Below are 20,919 nucleotides of genomic sequence, written 5' to 3' on the forward strand. Positions count from 1 at the left end.
CTCAAATATCTCCTTTAACAAAATCACAAATAATAATTATATTGTCCATTCAAAACTTGCTATATGAATATAACAACCGGTATTAAATTATCGTTGATGATGTTTCTACAGTACTTTATCTGGAGTGCTTGGTATGTAACACTTGGAACTTATATGAGCGAACCCCCTTTAGGCGCTTCTGGTATTCAAATTGGGGCAACTTACGGCGCTCTTGCAATTGCCACTATGATATCTCCTTTTTTTGTGGGCTTAATTGCTGATCGATTTTTTGCAGCCCAAAAAATAATGGGTGTATTACACATTTTGGGTGCTGGACTCTTATTTATGGCTACTAAAATTACTGACAGTAATATTTTTTATTGGACCATTCTTTGTTATTCTTTATTATACATGCCTACTATAGCACTAAGTAATAGCGTAGCATTCTCTCAAATGACAGACCCAGGCAAACAATTTCCTTGGATCCGCGTATTTGGAACTATTGGCTGGATTGTTGCTGGTTTAATGATTGGGCAAATGGGTATTGAAAAGTCTGCTGATACTTTCTATATTGCAGCAGCCGTTTCGGGGGGATTAGGGCTGTTCAGTTTTATATTACCCAACACGCCTCCAAAGGCGCAAACTGCAGATGCTTCTTCAGCTTTAGGCACTGAGGCTTTTGTGTTATTCAAGGATAAATCTTACTTAGTATTTTTCATCGCAGCTATTTTAATTTGTGTTCCTTTATCGTTTTATTATGGATTTGCCAATCCTTTTTTGAATGAAATTGAATTTCCGAATGCTGCGTCTAAAATGACTTTAGGTCAGGTTTCAGAAGCAGTATTCATCTTAGCAATTCCTTTATTATTTAATCGAATAGGCGTTAAGAACATGCTCATTTTTGGCATGCTAGCTTGGGTATTGCGCTATGTATTTTTTGCTTACGGCAACACCGGAGATGCTAACTGGATGTTATATGCAGGTATTGTATTACATGGCATCTGCTACGATTTCTTCTTTGTTACAGGATACATGTATACTGAGAAAAAAGCGGGAGAGAAAATCAAAAATGCGGCTCAAGGATTATTCACTTTTGCCACTTATGGTTTAGGAATGGTAATTGGCACAGGATATTCAGGATATGTAGTTGATGGGGCAAAAACCGCTACAGGTCATAATTGGATGAGTATATGGATGGTACCAGCTTATATAGCAGCAGCCGTTCTAGTATTCTTTATCTTATTCTTTAAAGAGAAAAAATCAATCGCAACTACTTAATCTTTAAAAATTCAATTTCATGCAACGCATTGCCATGTTAGGTTCTGGCTTTATTGGCCGCTTTTACGCAGACTCTTTGCAAGGTTACAGAAGCAGAGACACGATAGTGAGTATTTATTCAAGAAGGGAAGAAAGCGCTCGCAAATTTGCGGAAGACTATCAATGTCATCATTACACCACTGTAATGGAAGAAGCAATAGCAAGAGAAGATGTCGATATTGTTTGTATTGCCCTTCCCAACAATTTACATGAAGCTGCTGTGATGCTTTGCTGCAAACACAAAAAAGCAGTAATGACTACAAAGCCTTTGGGCAGAAATGCAGCGGAAGCCAAAAGAATGCTAGAAGCGGTAGAAGCTGCTGGAATTTTCAACGGGTACTTAGAAGACTTGGTATATACACCCAAGTTTATTAAAGCAAGTCAAAGTGTTCAGGAAGGTGCGTTGGGAAGAATCTTATGGGCAAAAAGTCGTGAAACTCATCCTGGACCGCACAGTGAATGGTTCTGGGATATAGAACAAGCTGGTGGTGGATGTATTCTAGACTTAGGATGTCATTGTGTAGAAATTACCCGCAGCTATATTGGGAAAGATATTAAACCAGTAGAAGTAATGTGTTGGGCAGACACACAAGTAAAACCAATTGATGCCGAAGACCATGCTATTGGTTTAGTAAAATATGAAAACGGCGCCATTGGTCAGTTTGAAGTAAGCTGGACTTTCCGTGGTGGATTAGATTTGCGTGATGAAGTAATGGGAACCGAAGGCACTATATGGATCAATTCTTTTTTACGCACCGGTTTCGACATGTTCACTACTGGCAAAGGAGGTGATTATATTGCAGAGAAGGCGGAAAGCAATAGTGGCTGGTTATTCCCAGTAGGTGACGAGTTAAATGAATTGGGCTATAACCATATGTTCATGGATATGTTCAATGCTTTAGAAAAAGGTATTGCACCTAAAGAAACTTTTTATGATGGCTATGTAGTAAACGCTATACTAGACGCTGCTTATAAAAGTGCCAAGTCTAAAATTTGGGAGCCGGTGCAATTAGATATTTGGAGAGGCCAAACAGGACTTTCTAAAGAATCGCATTTAGTTTCTTATGACCAAGATCACTATTTAGTAAAAGAAGAGATGACGCACTATGGTGCTAAAAAACTCATCTTAAAACATAAGACAACTGGTAAAATTACCGAACAGCTTCTGAATTAATTTTTTCATTTACCCATTGGAGAGCGGTTTTTAACTGCTCTTCTCTGGTTAAATGACTATTGTCTAAAACCACGGCATCAGCTGCTTTTCTTAAAGGACTAAATTCTCTTGTACTATCAATTTCATCGCGCATGGCTAGATTAGCCTGCACTTCTTCTTTGGTAATGCCAGGATTCTTTGCAGACAATTCTAAATACCTTCTAGCCACCCGAATGGCAGGATCAGCTGTAACAAATATTTTCAATTCAGCATCAGGGAAAACTGTAGTTCCAATATCTCTCCCATCCATTACAATGCCCTTTTCTAAACCCATTTTTTGTTGTTGAGCAACCCCAAATTCACGCACATATTGATTGGCAGCTACATCGCTTACCAAATTACTCACCCGCATTTCACGAATTTCATTTTCAACATTTCTTCCATTTAATAAAATATCACTACTACCAGTAGTTTCATTGTAATCAAAAGCAAGATCAATGTGATTTAAGGCCGACTGAACTGCTGCATCATCAGTGTAATCAATAGCATGCTCTATAAAGTATAAAGTGATGGCCCTGTACATTGCTCCACTGTCAATAAAAACGTAATTAAGCTCCCTGGCCATTTGTTTAGCCAGGGTGCTCTTTCCACAGGAAGAATAACCATCAAGTGTGATAATAATTTTTTTCATACAAAATTCTTACCCCAAAGGTAATTAAGAAGGTAATACTACCGTATCAATTACATGAATCACACCATTGCTTTGATAAACATTTGCAATGGTAACAGTAGCTAATCCTCCTTTTTCATCAGTTAGCATTAATTTTTTTCCTTTCATAGTAGCTTTTAATGTACCGCCAGAAACGGTTTTTAAAGTTGCAGTACCATTCCCTTCTTTAATTAATGCAGCAATTGTATTTGCATCCAATTTACCAGCAACAACATGGTAAGTCAAGATTTTTGTGAGCGTTGCTTTGTTCTCTGGCTTAACCAATGACTCAACCGTTCCAGAAGGTAGTTTACCAAAAGCGGAATTGGTAGGAGCAAAAACGGTAAAAGGTCCGGCACTCTGCAAAGTTTCTACCAAACCAGCAGCTTTAACTGCAGCAACTAGTGTAGTATGATCGGCAGAATTAACCGCATTCGCTACAATATTTTTTGATGGGTACATGGGCGCACCCCCTACTTCTACTGTTTTTTCACTCATTTGTGCAGAAGCAACATTCACTAATAATGCAGAGGCGATAACAAAGAAAAACTTTTTCATAAATCTGTTTTTAAATAAATAATTGAAATATTTTTTACAGATTCATTTACGAAGAATGATTACAAATGGATTGTTAAGGAAAATAAAAAAGATTGGGATAATCAGAAATAATTCCATCCACCCCCAATGAACGTAATCTTTTCATTGTTGCTAAATCATTCACAGTCCAAGGAACCAATCGCATACCTTTTAACTTACAATCCTTTACCATCGGCTCATTCACCAAACTATAATGAGGGCTATAAACGGTAGGCGTAAAACCCAATTCTTGCAATTGCTCATTCAAAGTTTTTTTATTGTAATCCTCTATTAATAAAACAGTAGCAATAGAGGGATACTGTAGATGTAAGTATTGCAATGTTCTTATGTCAAAAGACTGAACAGTAACTCTATCAGTTATTTTTTTATGTTTGATTACAGCCACTAATAGATCAACAAATTCTTTTGGACTTGGATGGTATTGATTATCCGTAGAAGGTTGGGATTTAGTTTCGATATTATAAAAAGGCAATGGCTTGTTTTTAGATAAAGCATATTGGTCAGCCGCTTCAATCACATCTAATAATAAGGGTTTGTTAACTGCCATTTTTTGCTGTTGTGGAAACCTAATGTTCCCTTTTAAACCAACATCATACCGCTGTGTAGTGGCATAACTCATAGTGTAAATATTCAACTGCTTCTCTTCTGCTTTGCTAACTGGTGTACCGTCTGGCTTAGTAGTAATTTCATGGTTAAAAAAAGGCTCATGACTTAAAATAACTTGTTTGTCTTTAGTAATTACCGCATCCATTTCTAACGTAACCGCACCCAAATCAATTGCTTTAAGCATGGCCGGAATGGTATTTTCTGGAACCAATCCTCGAGCACCACGATGACCTTGCCAATCAAATTGAGTCATTTTATTTTGTTGATTCATTTTTGTACTATTACAGCTAAAAAAGCCAATAATAACCCCCATTATGAATATATTTTTCATAAAATATTACTGTTTGTTCAATCTTATTTTCATTTCGTTAGCAGCAATTTGGTCTTCCATACTTCCATTAGTCAAGCTTTCTACTATTTTATCTTGGATATGAGTTGGTTTATTTTGACTCCATTTAAACACATGTTGCAATTGAGTCACTTCAATTTCAAATGCAACAATCGCTTTCATATTTGATTGAATATAGTCATCACTCATATGCTTCATTTGAGATGGGGATGCTGGATCCTGCTCATATTTAGCCGTTAAGTTTTTTAACATAGAATATAATTCTGCATCCCCTAGAAACCGAATAATTCCAGTAGCATGAACAGCAGAATAATTCCAGGTACTAGCAGTGTTTTGTGGTTCATAATGTTGTGCGCTTACATAAGCATGAGGGCCATTAAATATTGCTAGCACTTTTTCATTTTGTTCAAAAGCAATTGTATGTGCTTGTTTCCGCATAATATGCGCCTGCAAAAACAGTCTATTTTCACGCATATCAATCATGACTGGCACATGCGTAGCGACAGGAAATCCATCAGACCCCATGCCACAAATAGTCGCAAATGAATTGGACTCAATAAATGCCAATATATCTGCTTGTTCTGCTGTAGAAAAATGATTAGTTAAATACATTGTAGCTGCAATGTACCATTAATTTGAAAATTTAAAAGCTAACTGCAAAAGCCGTTAAAGCAGTAAATAAATTTTGTGTAGGCAAATGGCCTTGTTTGGTAAAAATAAAATCCCTGCTTTGTAGTTGCTTGATTTCCGCACGCCATAAAATATGCTTACTAATGGCATAGTCTACATTTAAGGAAATGCCTTTTACCCTAAATCCTTGAGGAGTTCCTGTAGCAATCATTACCCCATCATTTGCATCTTGATAAGACTCTGTTCTTAATGCAACCTTCATATGGTCACTAGCAGCATATTGTAACATCAAAACCGGAGTATACCAAATTTGGCCCCGTTTAGTCTGGCTGTTTGTTTGTAGGCCCAAATCAAATCCCCCTATTAATCCTATCCGATTACTCCACTGATAAATTGCATAAAAATTATGAAAATACCGCATTACTCCTTTGATGCCTGCAGTTGGGTTACCAATAAATGAACTGCTATTGATAGTCCATTTGCTATTGGGCTTGTATTGAATTTGATGCCCAAAAGATGGGCTTGTATTGCCTTTTAGCATTTGGATACGCTGCCAACCAGTTAATAGCAAGGCACTCATAAACCATTTTTCATTGGGAGAAGTATAGGATAATTTTACGCCCGTTTCAAAATAGGGAGAATTATCTGCCGCAATACTTCTACTCAATGTCCAACAATCCTTTCCGACTGCACTTTCAAATCCAATATGTGAAGTGAATACGCCGGCATCTAACCATAGGTTATTGTCTTTACTTAATTTCCAGCCGAAATTCGCTTCTAATACCTGTTTATAAATTCCTTGTTCTCCTGCATAATTGGCGCGCATATAAGAGCCCAGCGCCAAGGCTAGATTGGCTCTTATTCGATCCCTTTTATATGCTGCTTTTACAAATGCAAGGTTTACACTAAGTTGTTTATTATTATCATGGCTGTATACAAAAGAAGCATCATTGTTGGTGACAGGTCCATTGGTATTATGCTGATAATAAATTTCTGCATATCCACTCAATTGAATGGCAGCACTATTTTGTTTCTCCGTTGTATCATTGGATTGAGCAACAACAGTTAAACATATGCACCAACCAATTATGGTGACAATACATTTCATTTAAACCACTTCTATTAATGAAGTCTGTGGAAAATTAGCATTGCGCATGGCGATATTCCGAACGGTTTGTGCTGTAAAATTTCTAAATGCTTCTTTAGTCAAATCATCGTTTCCTACCATAGCTGGAACTCCTTCATCTCCTCCTTCTCGAATGGTTTGCACTAAAGGAATCTGACCTAAGAAAGAGAGGTCATATTCCTCCGCCAGTTTCCTTCCCCCCTCTTTACCAAATAAATAATACTTATTGTTCGGTAATTCTGCAGGGGTAAAATAAGCCATATTTTCTACTAGCCCTATGATGGGCACATTTATTTGGGCTTGACTAAACATAGCAATTCCCTTTTTTGCATCTGCTAATGCAACATTTTGTGGAGTAGTTACAATTACCGCACCCGTTACTGGTACCGTTTGCATTAAAGTTAAATGTATATCTCCCGTTCCCGGCGGCATATCAATCACTAAGTAATCTAGCTCACCCCAATCTACTTCTGTTACAAATTGTCTAATAGCAGAGCTTGCCATTGGACCTCTCCATACTACTGCATTCTTTTCATCTACCAACAAGCCAATACTCATTAGTTTAATTCCAAATTTATCCAAAGGAACAATCATACCTTTTCCATTCACTTCTTTCATCATGGGTCTGGCGCCTCGTACACCAAACATAATTGGCACACTAGGTCCATAAATATCTGCGTCCATTAATCCAACTGATGCTCCCCCCTCTGCTAAAGCCAATGCTAAATTTGCGGATATAGTGCTTTTGCCTACTCCCCCTTTTCCACTCACTACCGCAATGATATTTTTAACCCCACCCAATACTTTTTGGTCGTCTTTACGAGTAGAAGTTGTATTGGCAGTAAAGTTAACCGTTACTTTAGCCTGCTTATTTACCAATAATTTGATGGCATTTTCACTAGCCCTACTCATTAAATCTTTCATAGGGCAAGCTGGTGTTGTCAATACAATGGTAAAGCTTACCGCATCCCCATCAATCACTATATCTTTTACCATGTTTAGGGTTACCAAATCCTTTCCTAAATCTGGTTCCTGCACATTACTCAATGCTTGTAAGATTGCTTCAGTTGTCATTGTTGCTCAAGTTTTTGTTAAAATAACCGTTGGATTGCAAAGTTAACAACCTAGGACTTTACTTTGTTATGAAATACGGAGAACAAAGCAATTTAGTACCTTTGCTCTCCCTTAAACCGCAACTGCCTTTATGAAAAGATTGATTTTACTTATTTTGGTCATATTCGTCGGCTTAGGATTAGTGCAAAAGGCAAATGCGCAACAAACCAATCCTTATAGAGATTCAATTGTACAGCTATATGGGGTTGTAATGACTGCTGATAGCTTAAGAGGTATTCCTTCCGCTTCTGTAATTGTTGAGGGTAAGGGTAGAGGTACCATTACGAGCTTTGATGGTGTATTTTCAATTGCGGTAATGAAAGGAGATAGGATAACTTTTAGTAGTATTGGCTTTAAAAACAACAGCATACAAATTCCGCTGAATTTAGAAAGCAATCAATATAGTGTTATTCAATTACTAGTTAGTGATACTGCTTATTTGCCTGCAACAATATTAAAGCCAAGGCCAACTCGAGAACAATTTGAACGGGATTTTTTAAACAATCGATTCCCAGATGATGCTTATGAAATTGCTCGAAAAAATACAGATGAAGCAACCCGTAGAATTTTATTAAATAGCTTACCAGCTGATGGAAGAGAAGCGGTAAACTATCAATTAAGACAACAATCCAATAAATACTATTATGCTGGCCAAGTGCCGCCAATGAATATCATGAATCCTGCTGCTTGGGCCGACTTTATTACAGCTTGGAAGCGTGGCGATTTCAAAAGAAAAAAATAATTTAACATGTCTATATTTAATATTTCTGTAATTGGAGCTGGTACCATGGGTAATGGTATTGCACATGTATTTGCGCAAAAGGGATTTAAAGTAGTTTTAGTAGACGTGCAAGAAGCACAACTCGCAAAAGCCTTGGCTACTATAGAGAAAAACTTAGACAGAATGGTGACTAAAGGCACTATTACTGCAGAAGAAAAAAACGAAACACTTGCGAATATAACTACCAACACGTCTGTGAGTGAAGGGGTTGGCTCCGCTGATTTAGTGGTAGAAGCTGCTACAGAAAATGTTGAATTAAAATTGAAAATATTCAGAGAGATAGATGCGGCAGCTCCTGCCAACGCTATTCTTGCGAGCAATACATCCTCTATTTCAATCACTAAAATTGCTGCTGCAACCAATCGACCTAATAAAGTAATTGGCATGCATTTTATGAACCCAGTTCCAGTAATGAAGCTGGTAGAAATCATCAATGGTTATGCTACAGATAATACTGTAACTGAAATGATTGTAGAATTAAGCAAACAGTTAGGTAAAGTGCCTTCTGTAGTAAATGATTATCCAGGATTTATTGCTAATAAGGTATTGATGCCCATGATCAATGAAGCCATCTATTCTTTATATGAGGGTATTGCTGATGTTGAATCAATTGATACCATTATGAAACTGGGAATGGCTCATCCGATGGGTCCTTTACAATTGGCAGACTTTATTGGATTAGATGTTTGCTTGAGCATCATGAATGTATTGTATAACGGATATGGAAATCCTAAATATGCTCCATGTCCATTATTAGTTAATATGGTAACCGCCCGCAAGTTAGGGGTAAAATCGGGTGAAGGGTTTTACGTTTACACTACTGGCTCAAAGGAATTGGTTGTAAGCCCAAACTTTAAAAAGTAGTACAATTTTATAGCGAGTTCCCAAATGCTATTAAGTAAATGGCAATAGCAGACAATGCTATTCCTATCCAATTGATTAGAGATAGCTTTTCTTTAAAAAGAATGGCAGCTACCAGCGTACTGAATAATACAATACCCATATTATTTACAGGTAAGCTTGCACTGGTTTCCCATGGACTGTCTTGAAGAAAATGCACTAAACACCAGATAGAAAAATAATTGGGGATACCAATGCATATACCTGCAATCACTTGATTGAATTTAAAAATCAATTGTTTTTTCCAATATTGAAAAATTAAAACTAGGGTACCGATAGATGCAGCAGAGAAAAATCCTGAAATCAAAAAAGCATTATTGGTTTCTTTAGTCACATAAGTTTGTTGCACATGATTAATTAATGCGTCTAAAAATCCACTTCCTATGAATACCAGCAAAGGCAATAGAATTTTTTGAAACATAGGAATAGGCTGAGCATTTCCCGATTCATTTTTTTGTGGGTAGCAGGTAAATATGACTGCAATTAAAGCTAATGAAATACCTACTATTTCCCAGCCCACCACTTGTTCGTTGTATAATACAATGGTCAAAATAACAGGAATAATTAAAGATAATTTATTAGCAACAGATGCCACCGCAACGCCCAGTTTTTGAGCGGTTATCCCAATCAAATTAAAACTAGTAATAAAGAGCAATCCCATGATCATTGCCCACCTAAACCAAGGTGTAGTAACCGATTCAGCCTGAATAGGGAATGCACCGTTTACAATAGAACCGGTAATAACACAAGTTATATAATTGAATACGATAGCGGGAAATACTGGTATATTGAATTTGCCACAAACCTTAAAAGAGAGTAATAAATAGCTGGTTAAAACTATGCTGCCAAATAAAAAAATCATAATAAATTCCGCTTAAAATATTGAATAATATCTGTACCTAGTTTTGCTTCATTCATCAACTGCTCATTAAATAAATGAGGAGCTTGAATTACATATTCATAGTTGGTTCCTATTGCATGACTAGCTTTTATAACTCGTGCTTCATCCCATAATGCTTGGTTAATAAAGCTTTGCAACAGCTTTGCTCCTCCCTCAACTAAAATACTTTGTACTTGATGCTCATATGCGTATGCTAAAATCGGTTTTAATAAGCTAGGTTGTTCAATTAATTGGATATACCTAACTGCATTTTGAATTTCATTCTTAATTGTATTAAATACCCAAGTTGGTTGATGATCATTGAGCAGGTGAAAACTTTGGTTGAGTTGCAATGTTCTATCAATGACCATTCGCAATGGGTTTGGCTTTAGTCCAAAACGTGCATTCAATTGTGGGTTATCGGTAATTGTTGTTTGAGTACCCACTAAGATTGCTGCTTCTTCTGAACGCCAAGTATGCACTAATCTTTGCGTGTATGAATTACTGATCTTTATTTCCTGCCCTTTAACCCCAATCACTTCATCAGCAGTTTGGGCCCATTTTAATATAATATAGGGGCGTCTATTCAAATGAAAATTAAAAAATCGTTTATTTAAATCCTTACAGTCATTTTCTAAAATAGGTCCAATTACTTCAACGCCTTCTTGCATTAACCTTGTTGCTCCCTTTCCGTTTACTGCATCAAAAGGATCCATGCAACCAATCACCACTTTCTTTATTTGATTAGCAATGATAAGATTAGTACAGGGTGGTGTTTTACCAAAATGCACACAGGGTTCTAAGCTTACATATAAAGTTGATTCTTTTATTTTCTCTCGATTATTTTCCGCAACACTATTGATACAATTCACTTCAGCATGCGCTTGTCCATACTGTGCATGATACCCTTCTCCAATAATTTGATCTTGGTAAACCAAGACTGCACCTACCATTGGATTGGATGCAACCAATCCAGCTCCTTTTTGAGCCAGCTGCAAACATCTTTGCATGTAGAATTCGTGATTGATGGGCATAAGCTTGCAAAAATAAACAAATGATAGCTACATTGCAGCATGACCATCAGAGATGCTAAGCAAGCCATCATAGAAGCCATTGAACCCATTTATGACAATAGAGAAGCAGTTAATATTGCTACTTTATTGCTTGAGGAACTAACAGGTTATAGTAAAATGAATCAATTTTTACAAAAACAATCTTTGGTTTCGGAAGCGATATCCAGCAAGCTGAATCATTGTATTGAGCGCCTGAGTAAAGGTGAACCTGTTCAATATATCATTGGGAAAGCATGGTTTATGGAAATGGAGTTAATTGTCAATTCAAGTACTTTAATTCCAAGACCCGAAACAGAAGAATTGGTGGATGCCTTAATTAAATATTTGAAAACTAATAACAAAGAACAAGTTCAAATTCTAGAAATAGGTTCAGGTAGCGGTTGTATACCAATTGCAATTGCAAAATACTATCCGAAAGCAATAGTTACCAGTATTGATATTAGCAAAGAAGCATTAGAAGTTGCAAGGAGAAATGCGGAACAAATTGGTGTAACAATTAAATGGGAACTATTAGATTTTCTAAATCAAACTCATTGGGAAAATATAGGAACTTATGATATTATTATTAGCAATCCACCCTATATCCGAAAAGCAGAAGCAGCCAATATGCATACCAATGTATTAGCCTACGAGCCACATAATGCACTATTTGTAGAAGACAATGACCCATTGATTTTTTATAAAGCCATTCATGAATTCTGCTCCATTCACTTGAATAAAAATGGGGCCATTTTTTTAGAGATCAACGAAAGCTTAGGTAAATCAACTGCGGATGTATTTAATACTAACTATTCTGTAGAGATAAAAAAAGATATGCAAAATAAAGAAAGGATGATAATGGCTTATCAATTTTGATCAACCGCCATCACTGGTGTAGCACCTAGCTTTTTTATGACTTGCATGATTTTTATGGAAGTTCCTAAGTGAGAGGTACTATCTCCATTTATTACCACAGTTGGCTTATCCGTTTCCTTAGATAAATATTCTTGTAATTTAACTTCTAAATTTTCAATGGCGATAGGTTCTGCACCAATAAATAATTGTTGATCTTTATTTACACTAATTACAACTGTTTGCTTAGCTTTTGTATCTGCTTTTGCTTTAGGATTTGAAACCTTAATAACGTTAGGATTTGCTAATGTTGAAACAATTAAAAAAAACAAAAGCAAAATGAATAAAATATCATTCAGTGCCCCTGTATGCATTTCAGGATGTGTCCTAAATCTATTACGGATATTCATATTATCTGGTTGGCTCCTGTAAAATATCCATGAAATCTGCACTTGCAGCTTCCATTTTATTGGCCGTTTTATCTATTTGTGTGCTTAAAAAATTATGACCTACATAAGCAATCAATCCGATGATTAAACCAGTTGCAGATGTAATCATTTTGGTGTAAATACCGCCTGCAATAGTGTTCAAAGTGTATTCTCCAGTTGAAGCAATTCCATAGAATAATTGAACCATTCCTATAATTGTACCTAAGAACCCAAACATGGGTGCTATACCAGCTATCAATGACAATATATTCAAATTCTTCTCCATATTGTACATTTCTAGCTTACCTACATTTTCCATACTCTTCTCAATAGCATCAATAGGCTTACCAATTCTTTGTAATCCTTTATCAATCATTTTTGCAACAGGAGTTCGATTATTTTTTGCATAACTTTTAGCAGCTTGAACATTTCCAGATAAAATATGGTCTCGAATAACAACCATAAAATTTTGGTCAATTTTCCCTGCCTTATTAATAGCAAACAATCGCTCGGTAAAAACATATATAGCTGCAATCAATAATGCATACAAAGGATACATAATCCAGCCGCCTTTTTCTAACAAAGTCCATAAAGACACTTTTTCGGCTGTAGTAACCGCAGCAGTTGCCACTTTTTGTAATGAATCAGATTGTAATAAGTAGAACATGTATTTATTTTAATTTGCTAAATTAGTAGGTTCTACAAAAGAACAATTATTCGTGCATAAATAATCATACACATCTTTAATTAAGAAAGATTTTACACATATCAATTATTTACTAGGCCTTTCTATTTCTTTCATTTTCATCATCGCCATAATTTGACGCATATTATCTTGCATACCCTCTGGGCTTCCGTCTAAGAAAATAACATTCCCCTTTCCAATTTCGGCAAAGTTCTTTATAGCTTCTGTCCACATACTGAACAAGATTACATTAGTATCCAAATTGGCCTGCTTCATTTCTTCTGCTGCTTGACTCATCCCCTTTGCCACTTCTTGTCTAAAAAGTGCCACACCCATCCCACGTAAACGAGCTGCTTCTCTTTCTGCTTCAGCAGCAATTTTAATTGCATTACCTTCTGCTTCAGCTCCTTTTGTTTTGGTTATCAATAAAGCTTGTCCTTCATTTTCTGCAGCAGCTTTTAGATTATTACTCGCTACCACCCTACTCATACTTTCCATGATTACTTGATCAAAAGTAATATCGTTTATTTGCAAATCTTGTAAATGATAACCCCACTCTTCCAAAGATTTATCAATCTGTTGTTTAACATCTTCCACAATTTCCCTACGAAGCAATAAAATTTCCGCTTGTTTTTTTGTTGCAACAAAAGCACGGATAGACCCTTCAACAGTTCTAATTAAGGCTTGCATCAAATCCTTTTCAGAAATAAATTTAAATGCTACATTCTTTATTGTTTGCTCATCTTGATTGATGACCGAATACAACAACATACTCTTAAAGTATACATTAGCCTGATCTACCGTTACAGCCTGAAACTCTAATTCAACTGATCGGTTTTGGATACTAACCGTTTTATACACTTGTTCTAGAATAGGAATTTTAAAATTCAATCCTGGCATTAAGATCCTTCTATATTTACCGAACATGGTAATAACAGCAATTGTTCCTTGATTCACGGTAACCAAGCCTGTAAAAACAATAATCAAGGCAACTATTAGCCACCAATAATTCATTAAAAATTGCATAAAAATTTATTTTAATAAAGATAATATCTATTTGGTCAGATTAGCTCCCTTTTCTTCCCATACTTGAACCAACTGGATCAATACATCTACAGCACGTTCCATATCAGCAACTCCTACCCATTCTTTCTTACTATGAATGGCTTGCATACCAGTGAATATATTTGGACAGGGCAATCCCATAAAACTGAGTCTACTCCCATCTGTGCCTCCCCTAATTGGTTCTTTAATAAAGGATAGTCCACATTTCTTATAAGCTTCTTCAGCAAATGCACTGATGAAAGGATAAAGGTCAATTACTTCCTTCATATTTCTATATTGCTCTACTTCGGTAAAAGAAACACTTGCTCCAGGAAATTGATTAATTACTTGATGTGCAATCTGTATTATACAGGCTTGGTGTTCAGCCAATTTGGCTGTTTCAAAATCACGAATAATAAATTCAATAGTGGCTTTCTCAGCTAATCCGTCTACCCTTATAGGGTGAACAAACCCTTGTTTCTTTTCAGTTACTTCAGGAGCCAAAATTGCTTTAGGCAATTGGTCTAAAATTGCCGCAGCAACTTTTAAGGCATTAACCATTTTACCTTTTGCATATCCCGGATGTGCAATAACACCTTCAATATTAACCGTGAAGCCATTAGCGCTAAATGTTTCGTCTTCAAACGTACCTAATTCTCCCCCATCTAAGGTATAGGCAAATTCTGCGCCTAATTTGTTTAAATCTAATTTATCAGTTCCTCTTCCAACTTCTTCGTCGGGCGTAAACAAAATTTTAATGGTGCCATGTGGAATAGTTGAATTCTTCACAATGTATTCAACAAAATTCATGATAATTGAAACACCAGCTTTATCATCTGCACCCAGCAAAGTTTTACCACTGGCAGTAATAATATCTTTTCCAATATGCTGCTTTAAATAGGGAAAATCTTTGGGTTCAATAACGATAGATGGATCATCAGGCAAAACAATGGGTAATCCATCATAAGATTTATGTAATAAAGGTTTGACATGTGTTCCGCTACAATCAGGGGCAGTATCCATATGTGCACAAAAACAAATTGCAGGAATTGGCTTAATCGTATTGGATGGAATGGTAGCATATACATAACCAAACTCATCCATATGAGCATCTTCAACTTGTAACGCTTGTAATTCTTTGACTAATAATTCGCCTAGAAGCTTCTGCTTTTGGGTGGAAGGGAAACTAATACTCTGTGGATCACTCTGTGTATCAATTTGTACATAACGAATTAATCTTTCTGCAACACTATAGTTAGTTAAAGCACGCATTGTTTTTATCGCAAGTTAATATTTGTTACCCCATCTATTGCATTTATAGATTTCAGTTTTTATATTGTAAAAACTAAATACCCTCCAAATGAAAAAAACAATAATAGCTGTGTTAATAGGTGGAATCGTATTATTCATGTGGCAGTTCTTGTCTTGGACTGCATTAAATTTACACAGTGCTTCACAGCAGTACACACCCAATCAAGATAGCATCTTACAGATGCTGAAAACCAATCTAGATAAAGAGGGAGGCTATTACTTACCCTCTGCACCTTCTGGAACCTCATTTGAAGATATGGAAAAATTAGCAACTGCTAATATTGGGAAACCTTGGGCCAGCATTCAATTTCATCATTCTTTAGAATACAATATGGGTATGAATATGGTGAGGGGGTTGGTTGCAAATATGTTTATCATTTGGTTATTGTGCTGGATTCTTGGAAAATTAGCCAGCAATAATTTCACTACCACTTTTACATCCTCCGTTTTTATTGGACTAATTGTTTATTTGAATAGTAGCTATACAGGACATATTTGGTATCCAATATTTGATATCCGAGCTTATTTAATAGATGCTATAGTAAGCTGGGGACTGGTGGGCATTTGGCTGGGTTGGTGGATGAATAGAAGCCCGAAGTAAAGGAGTTTTTATACTGAAACATACAAAAACAAAATAGACCGGCTAGCCGGTCTATTTCTATAAAGTTCTTACTAAACCTATAAGAATTCAGTAGTATTCAGAAAATTATTAAGGGGTAATGATAATAGATTTAGGTCCATCAATAGCTACTAACTCTAAATCGAATACCAATTCTTCACCTGCTAAAGGATGATTGGCATCTAAAACAACAACTGCCTCTTTTACTTCAACGATGATTACAGGGAAATTCTGACCAGATCCATTGCTCATATTCAATTGCATACCAACTTCTGGTACCATATCTGCTGGAAATCTATCTTTAGGAAATTCCATAATCATTTCTTCTTGCTTAGGACCATAAGCTTGGTCAGCAGGGATATTGATGGTTTTCTTTTCACCAATGACCATTCCTGTTACACCATCATCAAAACCGGCAATTACCATACCGCTTCCAATTTCAAACTCTAATGGTTCTCTGCCTTCTGATGAATCAAAAGTATTGCCGTTGGTTAACTTTCCGTGATAATGCACTTTTACCTTATCACCTTTTTTTGCTTGTTGCATAAATTATTATTAAGGGGCAAAAGTACTATCCTTCGCGCTTAATATTACCTTTGAACCCAAATATTTTGGTCATGCGTATTGTTTTTATGGGCACCCCTGATTTCGCGGTTGCATCGTTAGATGCATTGGTTTCAAATGGTTTCAATGTAGTCTCGGTAGTTACAGCTCCTGACAAACCTGCCGGAAGGGGGCTTAAATTAACAGAAAGTGCAGTAAAAAGATATGCGATTGAAAAGGGTATTCCGGTTCTACAGCCAATAAAATTAAAAGACCCCCAATTTATCGAATCATTAAAAGAGCTTAATGCAGATATTCAAATTGTAGTGGCATTTAGAATGTTGCCAGAAATTGTGTGGAATATGCCAAAAATGGGAACCTTAAATGTACACGGTTCATTATTGCCTCAATATCGCGGTGCTGCTCCAATTAACTGGGCTGTAATTAATGGAGAAAAACAAACAGGGGTTACTACATTCAAACTAAAACATGAAATAGATACCGGAGATATTTTATTACAAGAATCCATGCCAATAGGGGACAATGAAACAGCCACAGAAGTACATGATAGAATGAAAATTATTGGGGCTAATTTATTGGTAAAAACATTGCACCAATTAAATTCAGGGACTATTCAAGAAACTCCTCAAGTGATATCAGCAGATACCAAGCATGCCCCTAAAATTTTTACGAAAGACTGCACTATACAATGGGATCAGGAGGTTGAACAAATTCACAATTTGGTTAGGGGATTAGCTGAATTCCCAGGTGCCATTACCCACTTAGATGGGAAAATTTTAAAAATTTATAAAAGCAAAAAAGAGATAGCCCCACATTCTTTCGAATTAGGAAAGCCCTTTACTGACCACAAAACTTTTTTAAAGTTTAGCTGTGTAAATGGATACTTACATATTTTAGACCTGCAACTAGAAGGAAAAAAAAGAATGCCTGTTGCTGATTTTCTTAGAGGATATAAATTAGCTTAACCCTATTCACTATTGGATAGCAGCAGCCAATGTAGCATAGTCTACAATTCCTTGTTTACGCCAAGTCTCTTTTCCATTTTTAAACACGATAAATGTAGGCAATCCTTCAGAACGCAACTGCTTCATCACTTCAATATCAATTCCACCATCTACTTTCACCAAACTAAAATGTGCACTTTTTTCTTTTTGTAATTGTTGTAATACTGGTTCCATCTTAACACATGGTGGGCACCATTCTGCACCTATATCTACTAAAATGGTTCCAGATTTTGTACTAGCATTAAATGCAGCCATGCTCATTTCAGCACGAGTTGCTTTTGATTCTAGGGGCTTACCCTCCATTCGCCATGCAGAGATCCCCCCTTTTAAGTTACTTACCTCTTTAAATCCATTTTCCTTCATCCAATTCATTGCTTCTGCACTTCGAACGCCAGATGCACAATAAACCAATACTGGTTTAGCTTTATCGATATGTTGCACCCTGTCTGCAAATTCTCGTTGATCTAGCCAATTGGCTTGTAAAGCATTATTAAAATGCCCTCCTTGGTATTCTCCAGCAGTTCTAACATCCAATATTTGAATACCAGGGAGTTTCATTTTTTGTTCAAAAGCAGTTACTGAAATAGATCCACCCAATTGAATTACTTCATTCGATTCAGCGGAAACGGCTGATTCACTAGGTGCTGAATTACATGCCACCACTGTAAATAAAAGCACCAAACTAAAAAAAGTGATTTTCATACTATTGCAAATAAGTTATGTTTACAGAAAATGGAGTATCCGATTTACCTAAGGCAGCTGCTGTTGCATTGCTTACCCGCATCAATAATGCAGGGGCCCCTTTAATTTCAGGAACTGGGCCTAATACTCTTGCGCATACCGATCGATTATCAGCTGTAGTAATTCTAACTATTGTACCAGGTAAAACATCATTTAACAATGCATAAAACTTGCGATCTGAAAAGCCACTAACCGACTTAAATATTCCGACATCGCCTGCCTTATTAATTTTATTTTTTTCTGTTTGATCAGTTGCAAATATTTGTCCAAAATATCCCTCGTCATTAGATTTAGGAGTATAATTTATATTATCATCATTTATACGATATTCCGTTGGAGGGGGTTGATTAGATTGTTTAAATTGTTCAACAGGAACTGGTGGGGGAACAATATTGGCTGCAGCTTCAGCTTCTTTTTTTGCTTTATCTGCAGCTACTTTTGCAAAAAACTTATCGGATTCAGTTAAAGGTTTCATTACCCCATTTTTTAACTCTCGAACCCCATCTACCGTTGCATCCATAATATTCGGATCTTTTAATGGCGGTATTTCTTCGACTACAGGCTTGCCAATCACTGGAGGTTTAACAAAAACTTGAGTATTGGGCGAAACAGCATTAGGGGAGGAAGACGCATCTGCTCTCATTGCAGCTAATTTTACTCCGCCGATATAACCTACAACTAGCTCTTGACCATATGCAACAGCATCAGCACTAAGCTGATTCCACTCGCGTAGTTGAGCTATAGGAACTTTAAAATATCGTTGACTTATTCTAAATAAGTTCTCTCCTTTTCCCGCAATATGATAAACTCGTTCACTAGAAGCAAACTCTTGCTCTTGAACAAGATTTTCTTGGGTTAATGGGATTCTTATTTTAACCCCCATTGACAAAACCGAATTAGGATTTATTTTATTATATGCTGCAATTTGCTTGGGAGTAGCTCCATATATTCTACTCAATATGGAAAGCGTTTCTTTTCCTTTTACCGTATGCTGGATGTAAATGTTTCCAGTCACGCCCATCGCAACTAATTTTTCTTGGGCATTTACAACATTGATAAAACCTACTACAACAAAAAATAAATATTTCTTCAGGTACATGACTTTAAAAATAGACTGCAAAGTTAATCTTTTAATATTCTCCATTCTGCAGGATAATAATTATTGATTCGATTGGGTAAAACTTTAACTAACCCAAGAACGACCCCCTCGTATACCACCCAATTCCAGCCTAGCGTAACTTGACTAGGGGTAAAACTAGCTCTTTTTAAAAATAATAATGCTTGTTCTTTATTTACTTCTAAAAAAGCTATCCCATTTTTAGGTAATGTAGAAACTGCCCACTCATGAGAAGGAATAAGGTCTTTCCCCTTAAATTCACCAATTTCTATTCCGGCTTTTTTGATATATAACCTTGAAGCCAATTCTTGAATAGTAGTAAAAAATTGAGCAGGTACCCTTCTTATAGAATTATTTTGTTTAAAATAAGTCGCATCAACCTCATTTTGAATAAATGGCGATAGAGCCAACATTTCGGTTTTGGAAAGCGTGGTTAAAGAAGCCTCTTTTAAATGACTAAAACCATTATGTGTTTGTTTAAATGCTGCTAAGAAAAAACCTTCCCCTTTTAACAAATTAGGATAAAAACGATATCCCCATGCATGATGTTGAGGCGATTGAGTTGCAATGATATTCCAAGACGATTGAATGTTGATTGAGCAAGATGCTAATTGAAAATCTTTTACCAACCAATCTGCAATTGCTTCATCTTCCTGAACTGAATAAGAACAAGTTGAATAAATTAAAAATCCACCCTGTTTTAAACAAGGTAAAATTGCAGACAAAATTCTTTCCTGCCTTTGACTACAATGCACCACATTTTGCTCACTCCATTCTTCTATAGCCTGCTTATCTTTTCTAAATAATCCGCTTCCACTACAAGGAGCATCTACTACAATAACATCAAAATAACCAGTAAAATCTTTAAAATGTTCTGGGTCATTATTAGTTACCACCATATTAGGCAAACCCCACTTAATTACATTTTCTACCAAGATGGCTGCTCTAGATTTAATGACTTCATTACTAACTACCATCCCTTCACTAAAAACAGATGCCAATAAAGTTGTCTTACCTCCTGGAGCTGCACATAAGTCTAATATTTTAAGCCCTTTTTTCGTACCTGGAATTAATTGATTGATTGTATGCGCTAAAAACATAGAACTGGCTTCCTGTACATAATACGCACCTGCATGAAACAAGGGATCCATTGTAAAAGAGGGCCGTTCTTTTAAATAAAATGCATCCTGACACCAAGGCACTGGACCATCTTTAATTGTTTCTAAAGCAAGACTGGGTTTGAATGGATTTAAACGGATACTTGTTACTTGTTCCCCCGATGCATGTATTGCTTCAAATGCTGCTTTATCAAAGCCTTTCACATTTGCTAATGAATCTATTAATTGCTTAGGTAAATCCACT

23 protein-coding genes are annotated in these 20,919 nt (G+C 36.2%); 7 read left to right on the forward strand and 16 right to left on the reverse strand.

Annotation, left to right across the window (positions count from 1 at the left end; genetic code table 11):
* Positions 1-63: 63 nt before the first annotated feature.
* Together ACTIEI_RS09545 and ACTIEI_RS09550 are read left to right on the forward strand one after the other, a co-directional pair.
* The gene (locus tag ACTIEI_RS09545; RefSeq protein WP_439506062.1) at positions 64-1,257 is read left to right on the forward strand and encodes a nucleoside permease; all 1,194 of its coding nucleotides are present in this window, start codon (positions 64-66) and stop codon (positions 1,255-1,257) included.
* 19 nt (positions 1,258-1,276) lie between these two features.
* The gene (locus tag ACTIEI_RS09550; protein ID WP_439506063.1) at positions 1,277-2,470 is read left to right on the forward strand and encodes a Gfo/Idh/MocA family protein; all 1,194 of its coding nucleotides are present in this window, start codon (positions 1,277-1,279) and stop codon (positions 2,468-2,470) included.
* On the opposite strand, the gene cmk is transcribed toward ACTIEI_RS09550, so the two are convergent.
* The 6 genes from cmk to ACTIEI_RS09580 all read right to left on the reverse strand — a co-directional run bounded on the left by cmk (position 2,448) and on the right by ACTIEI_RS09580 (position 7,540).
* Positions 2,448-3,140, reverse strand: a complete 693-nt coding sequence (cmk, locus tag ACTIEI_RS09555; RefSeq protein ID WP_439506064.1) for a (d)CMP kinase — start codon at positions 3,138-3,140, stop codon at positions 2,448-2,450. The genes ACTIEI_RS09550 and cmk overlap by 23 nt on opposite strands.
* Before the next feature lie 24 nt (positions 3,141-3,164).
* On the reverse strand, positions 3,165-3,716 hold the full coding sequence (locus tag ACTIEI_RS09560; protein ID WP_439506065.1) for a fasciclin domain-containing protein: 552 nt from the start codon (positions 3,714-3,716) through the stop codon (positions 3,165-3,167).
* Between the two features lie 73 nt (positions 3,717-3,789).
* On the reverse strand, positions 3,790-4,692 hold the full coding sequence (locus ACTIEI_RS09565) for a glycerophosphodiester phosphodiesterase family protein (RefSeq protein ID WP_439506066.1): 903 nt from the start codon (positions 4,690-4,692) through the stop codon (positions 3,790-3,792).
* Positions 4,693-4,698: 6 nt separating this feature from the next.
* A complete protein-coding gene (locus ACTIEI_RS09570; RefSeq protein ID WP_439506067.1) occupies positions 4,699-5,322 on the reverse strand; it encodes an FMN-binding negative transcriptional regulator in 624 nt (207 codons plus the stop codon).
* Positions 5,323-5,353: 31 nt separating this feature from the next.
* Positions 5,354-6,448 (reverse strand): porin, encoded by a 1,095-nt coding sequence (locus ACTIEI_RS09575; RefSeq protein ID WP_439506068.1) that lies wholly within the window; start codon positions 6,446-6,448, stop codon positions 5,354-5,356.
* Positions 6,449-7,540, reverse strand: a complete 1,092-nt coding sequence (locus ACTIEI_RS09580; RefSeq protein ID WP_439506069.1) for an Mrp/NBP35 family ATP-binding protein — start codon at positions 7,538-7,540, stop codon at positions 6,449-6,451.
* 130 nt (positions 7,541-7,670) lie between these two features.
* Here ACTIEI_RS09580 and ACTIEI_RS09585 point away from each other — a divergent pair, with 130 nt between their 5' ends.
* Positions 7,671-8,321 carry a carboxypeptidase-like regulatory domain-containing protein gene (locus ACTIEI_RS09585; RefSeq protein ID WP_439506070.1) on the forward strand — a complete coding sequence of 217 codons (651 nt, stop codon included), beginning with the start codon at positions 7,671-7,673 and terminating at the stop codon, positions 8,319-8,321.
* Between the two features lie 6 nt (positions 8,322-8,327).
* On the forward strand, positions 8,328-9,224 hold the full coding sequence (locus ACTIEI_RS09590) for a 3-hydroxybutyryl-CoA dehydrogenase (protein WP_439506071.1): 897 nt from the start codon (positions 8,328-8,330) through the stop codon (positions 9,222-9,224).
* 7 nt (positions 9,225-9,231) lie between these two features.
* Here ACTIEI_RS09590 and ACTIEI_RS09595 read toward each other — a convergent pair whose 3' ends face one another.
* Positions 9,232-10,122: a hypothetical protein gene (locus ACTIEI_RS09595; RefSeq protein ID WP_439506072.1), complete on the reverse strand. Its 891-nt coding sequence runs from the start codon at positions 10,120-10,122 to the stop codon at positions 9,232-9,234.
* Positions 10,119-11,174, reverse strand: coding sequence for a bifunctional diaminohydroxyphosphoribosylaminopyrimidine deaminase/5-amino-6-(5-phosphoribosylamino)uracil reductase RibD (gene ribD / locus ACTIEI_RS09600; RefSeq protein WP_439506073.1), 1,056 nt, complete (start codon positions 11,172-11,174; stop codon positions 10,119-10,121). The genes ACTIEI_RS09595 and ribD overlap by 4 nt, the downstream gene beginning before the upstream one ends.
* A 39-nt stretch (positions 11,175-11,213) precedes the next feature.
* Between ribD and prmC the strand changes: the two genes are divergently transcribed.
* A complete protein-coding gene (gene prmC, locus ACTIEI_RS09605) occupies positions 11,214-12,068 on the forward strand; it encodes a peptide chain release factor N(5)-glutamine methyltransferase (protein WP_439506074.1) in 855 nt (284 codons plus the stop codon).
* On the opposite strand, the gene ACTIEI_RS09610 is transcribed toward prmC, so the two are convergent.
* The 4 genes from ACTIEI_RS09610 to pepT all read right to left on the reverse strand — a co-directional run bounded on the left by ACTIEI_RS09610 (position 12,059) and on the right by pepT (position 15,473).
* Positions 12,059-12,454: an ExbD/TolR family protein gene (locus tag ACTIEI_RS09610; RefSeq protein ID WP_439506075.1), complete on the reverse strand. Its 396-nt coding sequence runs from the start codon at positions 12,452-12,454 to the stop codon at positions 12,059-12,061. The genes prmC and ACTIEI_RS09610 overlap by 10 nt on opposite strands.
* A 1-nt stretch (position 12,455) precedes the next feature.
* Positions 12,456-13,139 carry a MotA/TolQ/ExbB proton channel family protein gene (locus ACTIEI_RS09615; RefSeq protein WP_439506076.1) on the reverse strand — a complete coding sequence of 228 codons (684 nt, stop codon included), beginning with the start codon at positions 13,137-13,139 and terminating at the stop codon, positions 12,456-12,458.
* 105 nt (positions 13,140-13,244) lie between these two features.
* Positions 13,245-14,183, reverse strand: coding sequence for an SPFH domain-containing protein (locus ACTIEI_RS09620; RefSeq protein ID WP_439506077.1), 939 nt, complete (start codon positions 14,181-14,183; stop codon positions 13,245-13,247).
* Between the two features lie 27 nt (positions 14,184-14,210).
* Positions 14,211-15,473: a peptidase T gene (gene pepT / locus ACTIEI_RS09625; RefSeq protein WP_439506078.1), complete on the reverse strand. Its 1,263-nt coding sequence runs from the start codon at positions 15,471-15,473 to the stop codon at positions 14,211-14,213.
* Positions 15,474-15,561: 88 nt separating this feature from the next.
* On the opposite strand from pepT, the gene ACTIEI_RS09630 reads away from it, so the two are divergent.
* Complete coding sequence (locus ACTIEI_RS09630) at positions 15,562-16,113, forward strand: hypothetical protein (RefSeq protein WP_439506079.1); 552 nt, start codon at positions 15,562-15,564, stop codon at positions 16,111-16,113.
* A 108-nt stretch (positions 16,114-16,221) separates the two neighbouring features.
* Here ACTIEI_RS09630 and ACTIEI_RS09635 read toward each other — a convergent pair whose 3' ends face one another.
* Entirely contained in the window at positions 16,222-16,677 is a 456-nt protein-coding gene (locus ACTIEI_RS09635; RefSeq protein WP_439506080.1) for an FKBP-type peptidyl-prolyl cis-trans isomerase, read from the reverse strand.
* 71 nt (positions 16,678-16,748) lie between these two features.
* On the opposite strand from ACTIEI_RS09635, the gene fmt reads away from it, so the two are divergent.
* A complete protein-coding gene (gene fmt, locus ACTIEI_RS09640) occupies positions 16,749-17,660 on the forward strand; it encodes a methionyl-tRNA formyltransferase (protein WP_439506081.1) in 912 nt (303 codons plus the stop codon).
* 9 nt (positions 17,661-17,669) lie between these two features.
* Here the strand turns inward: fmt and ACTIEI_RS09645 are convergent, their stop codons facing one another.
* Genes ACTIEI_RS09645 through ACTIEI_RS09655 form a run of 3 tightly spaced genes read right to left on the reverse strand, consistent with a single transcriptional unit; the run spans position 17,670 to position 20,918 of the window.
* Positions 17,670-18,401, reverse strand: a complete 732-nt coding sequence (locus ACTIEI_RS09645; RefSeq protein ID WP_439506082.1) for a rhodanese-like domain-containing protein — start codon at positions 18,399-18,401, stop codon at positions 17,670-17,672.
* 1 nt (position 18,402) lies between these two features.
* Entirely contained in the window at positions 18,403-19,584 is a 1,182-nt protein-coding gene (locus ACTIEI_RS09650) for a LysM peptidoglycan-binding domain-containing protein (protein WP_439506083.1), read from the reverse strand.
* Entirely contained in the window at positions 19,563-20,918 is a 1,356-nt protein-coding gene (locus tag ACTIEI_RS09655; protein ID WP_439506084.1) for a methyltransferase RsmF C-terminal domain-like protein, read from the reverse strand. The genes ACTIEI_RS09650 and ACTIEI_RS09655 overlap by 22 nt, the downstream gene beginning before the upstream one ends.
* Position 20,919: the final 1 nt, after the last annotated feature.

It is taken from the genome of Sediminibacterium sp. (assembly GCF_051860225.1).
GTDB lineage: Bacteria > Bacteroidota > Bacteroidia > Chitinophagales > Chitinophagaceae > Sediminibacterium.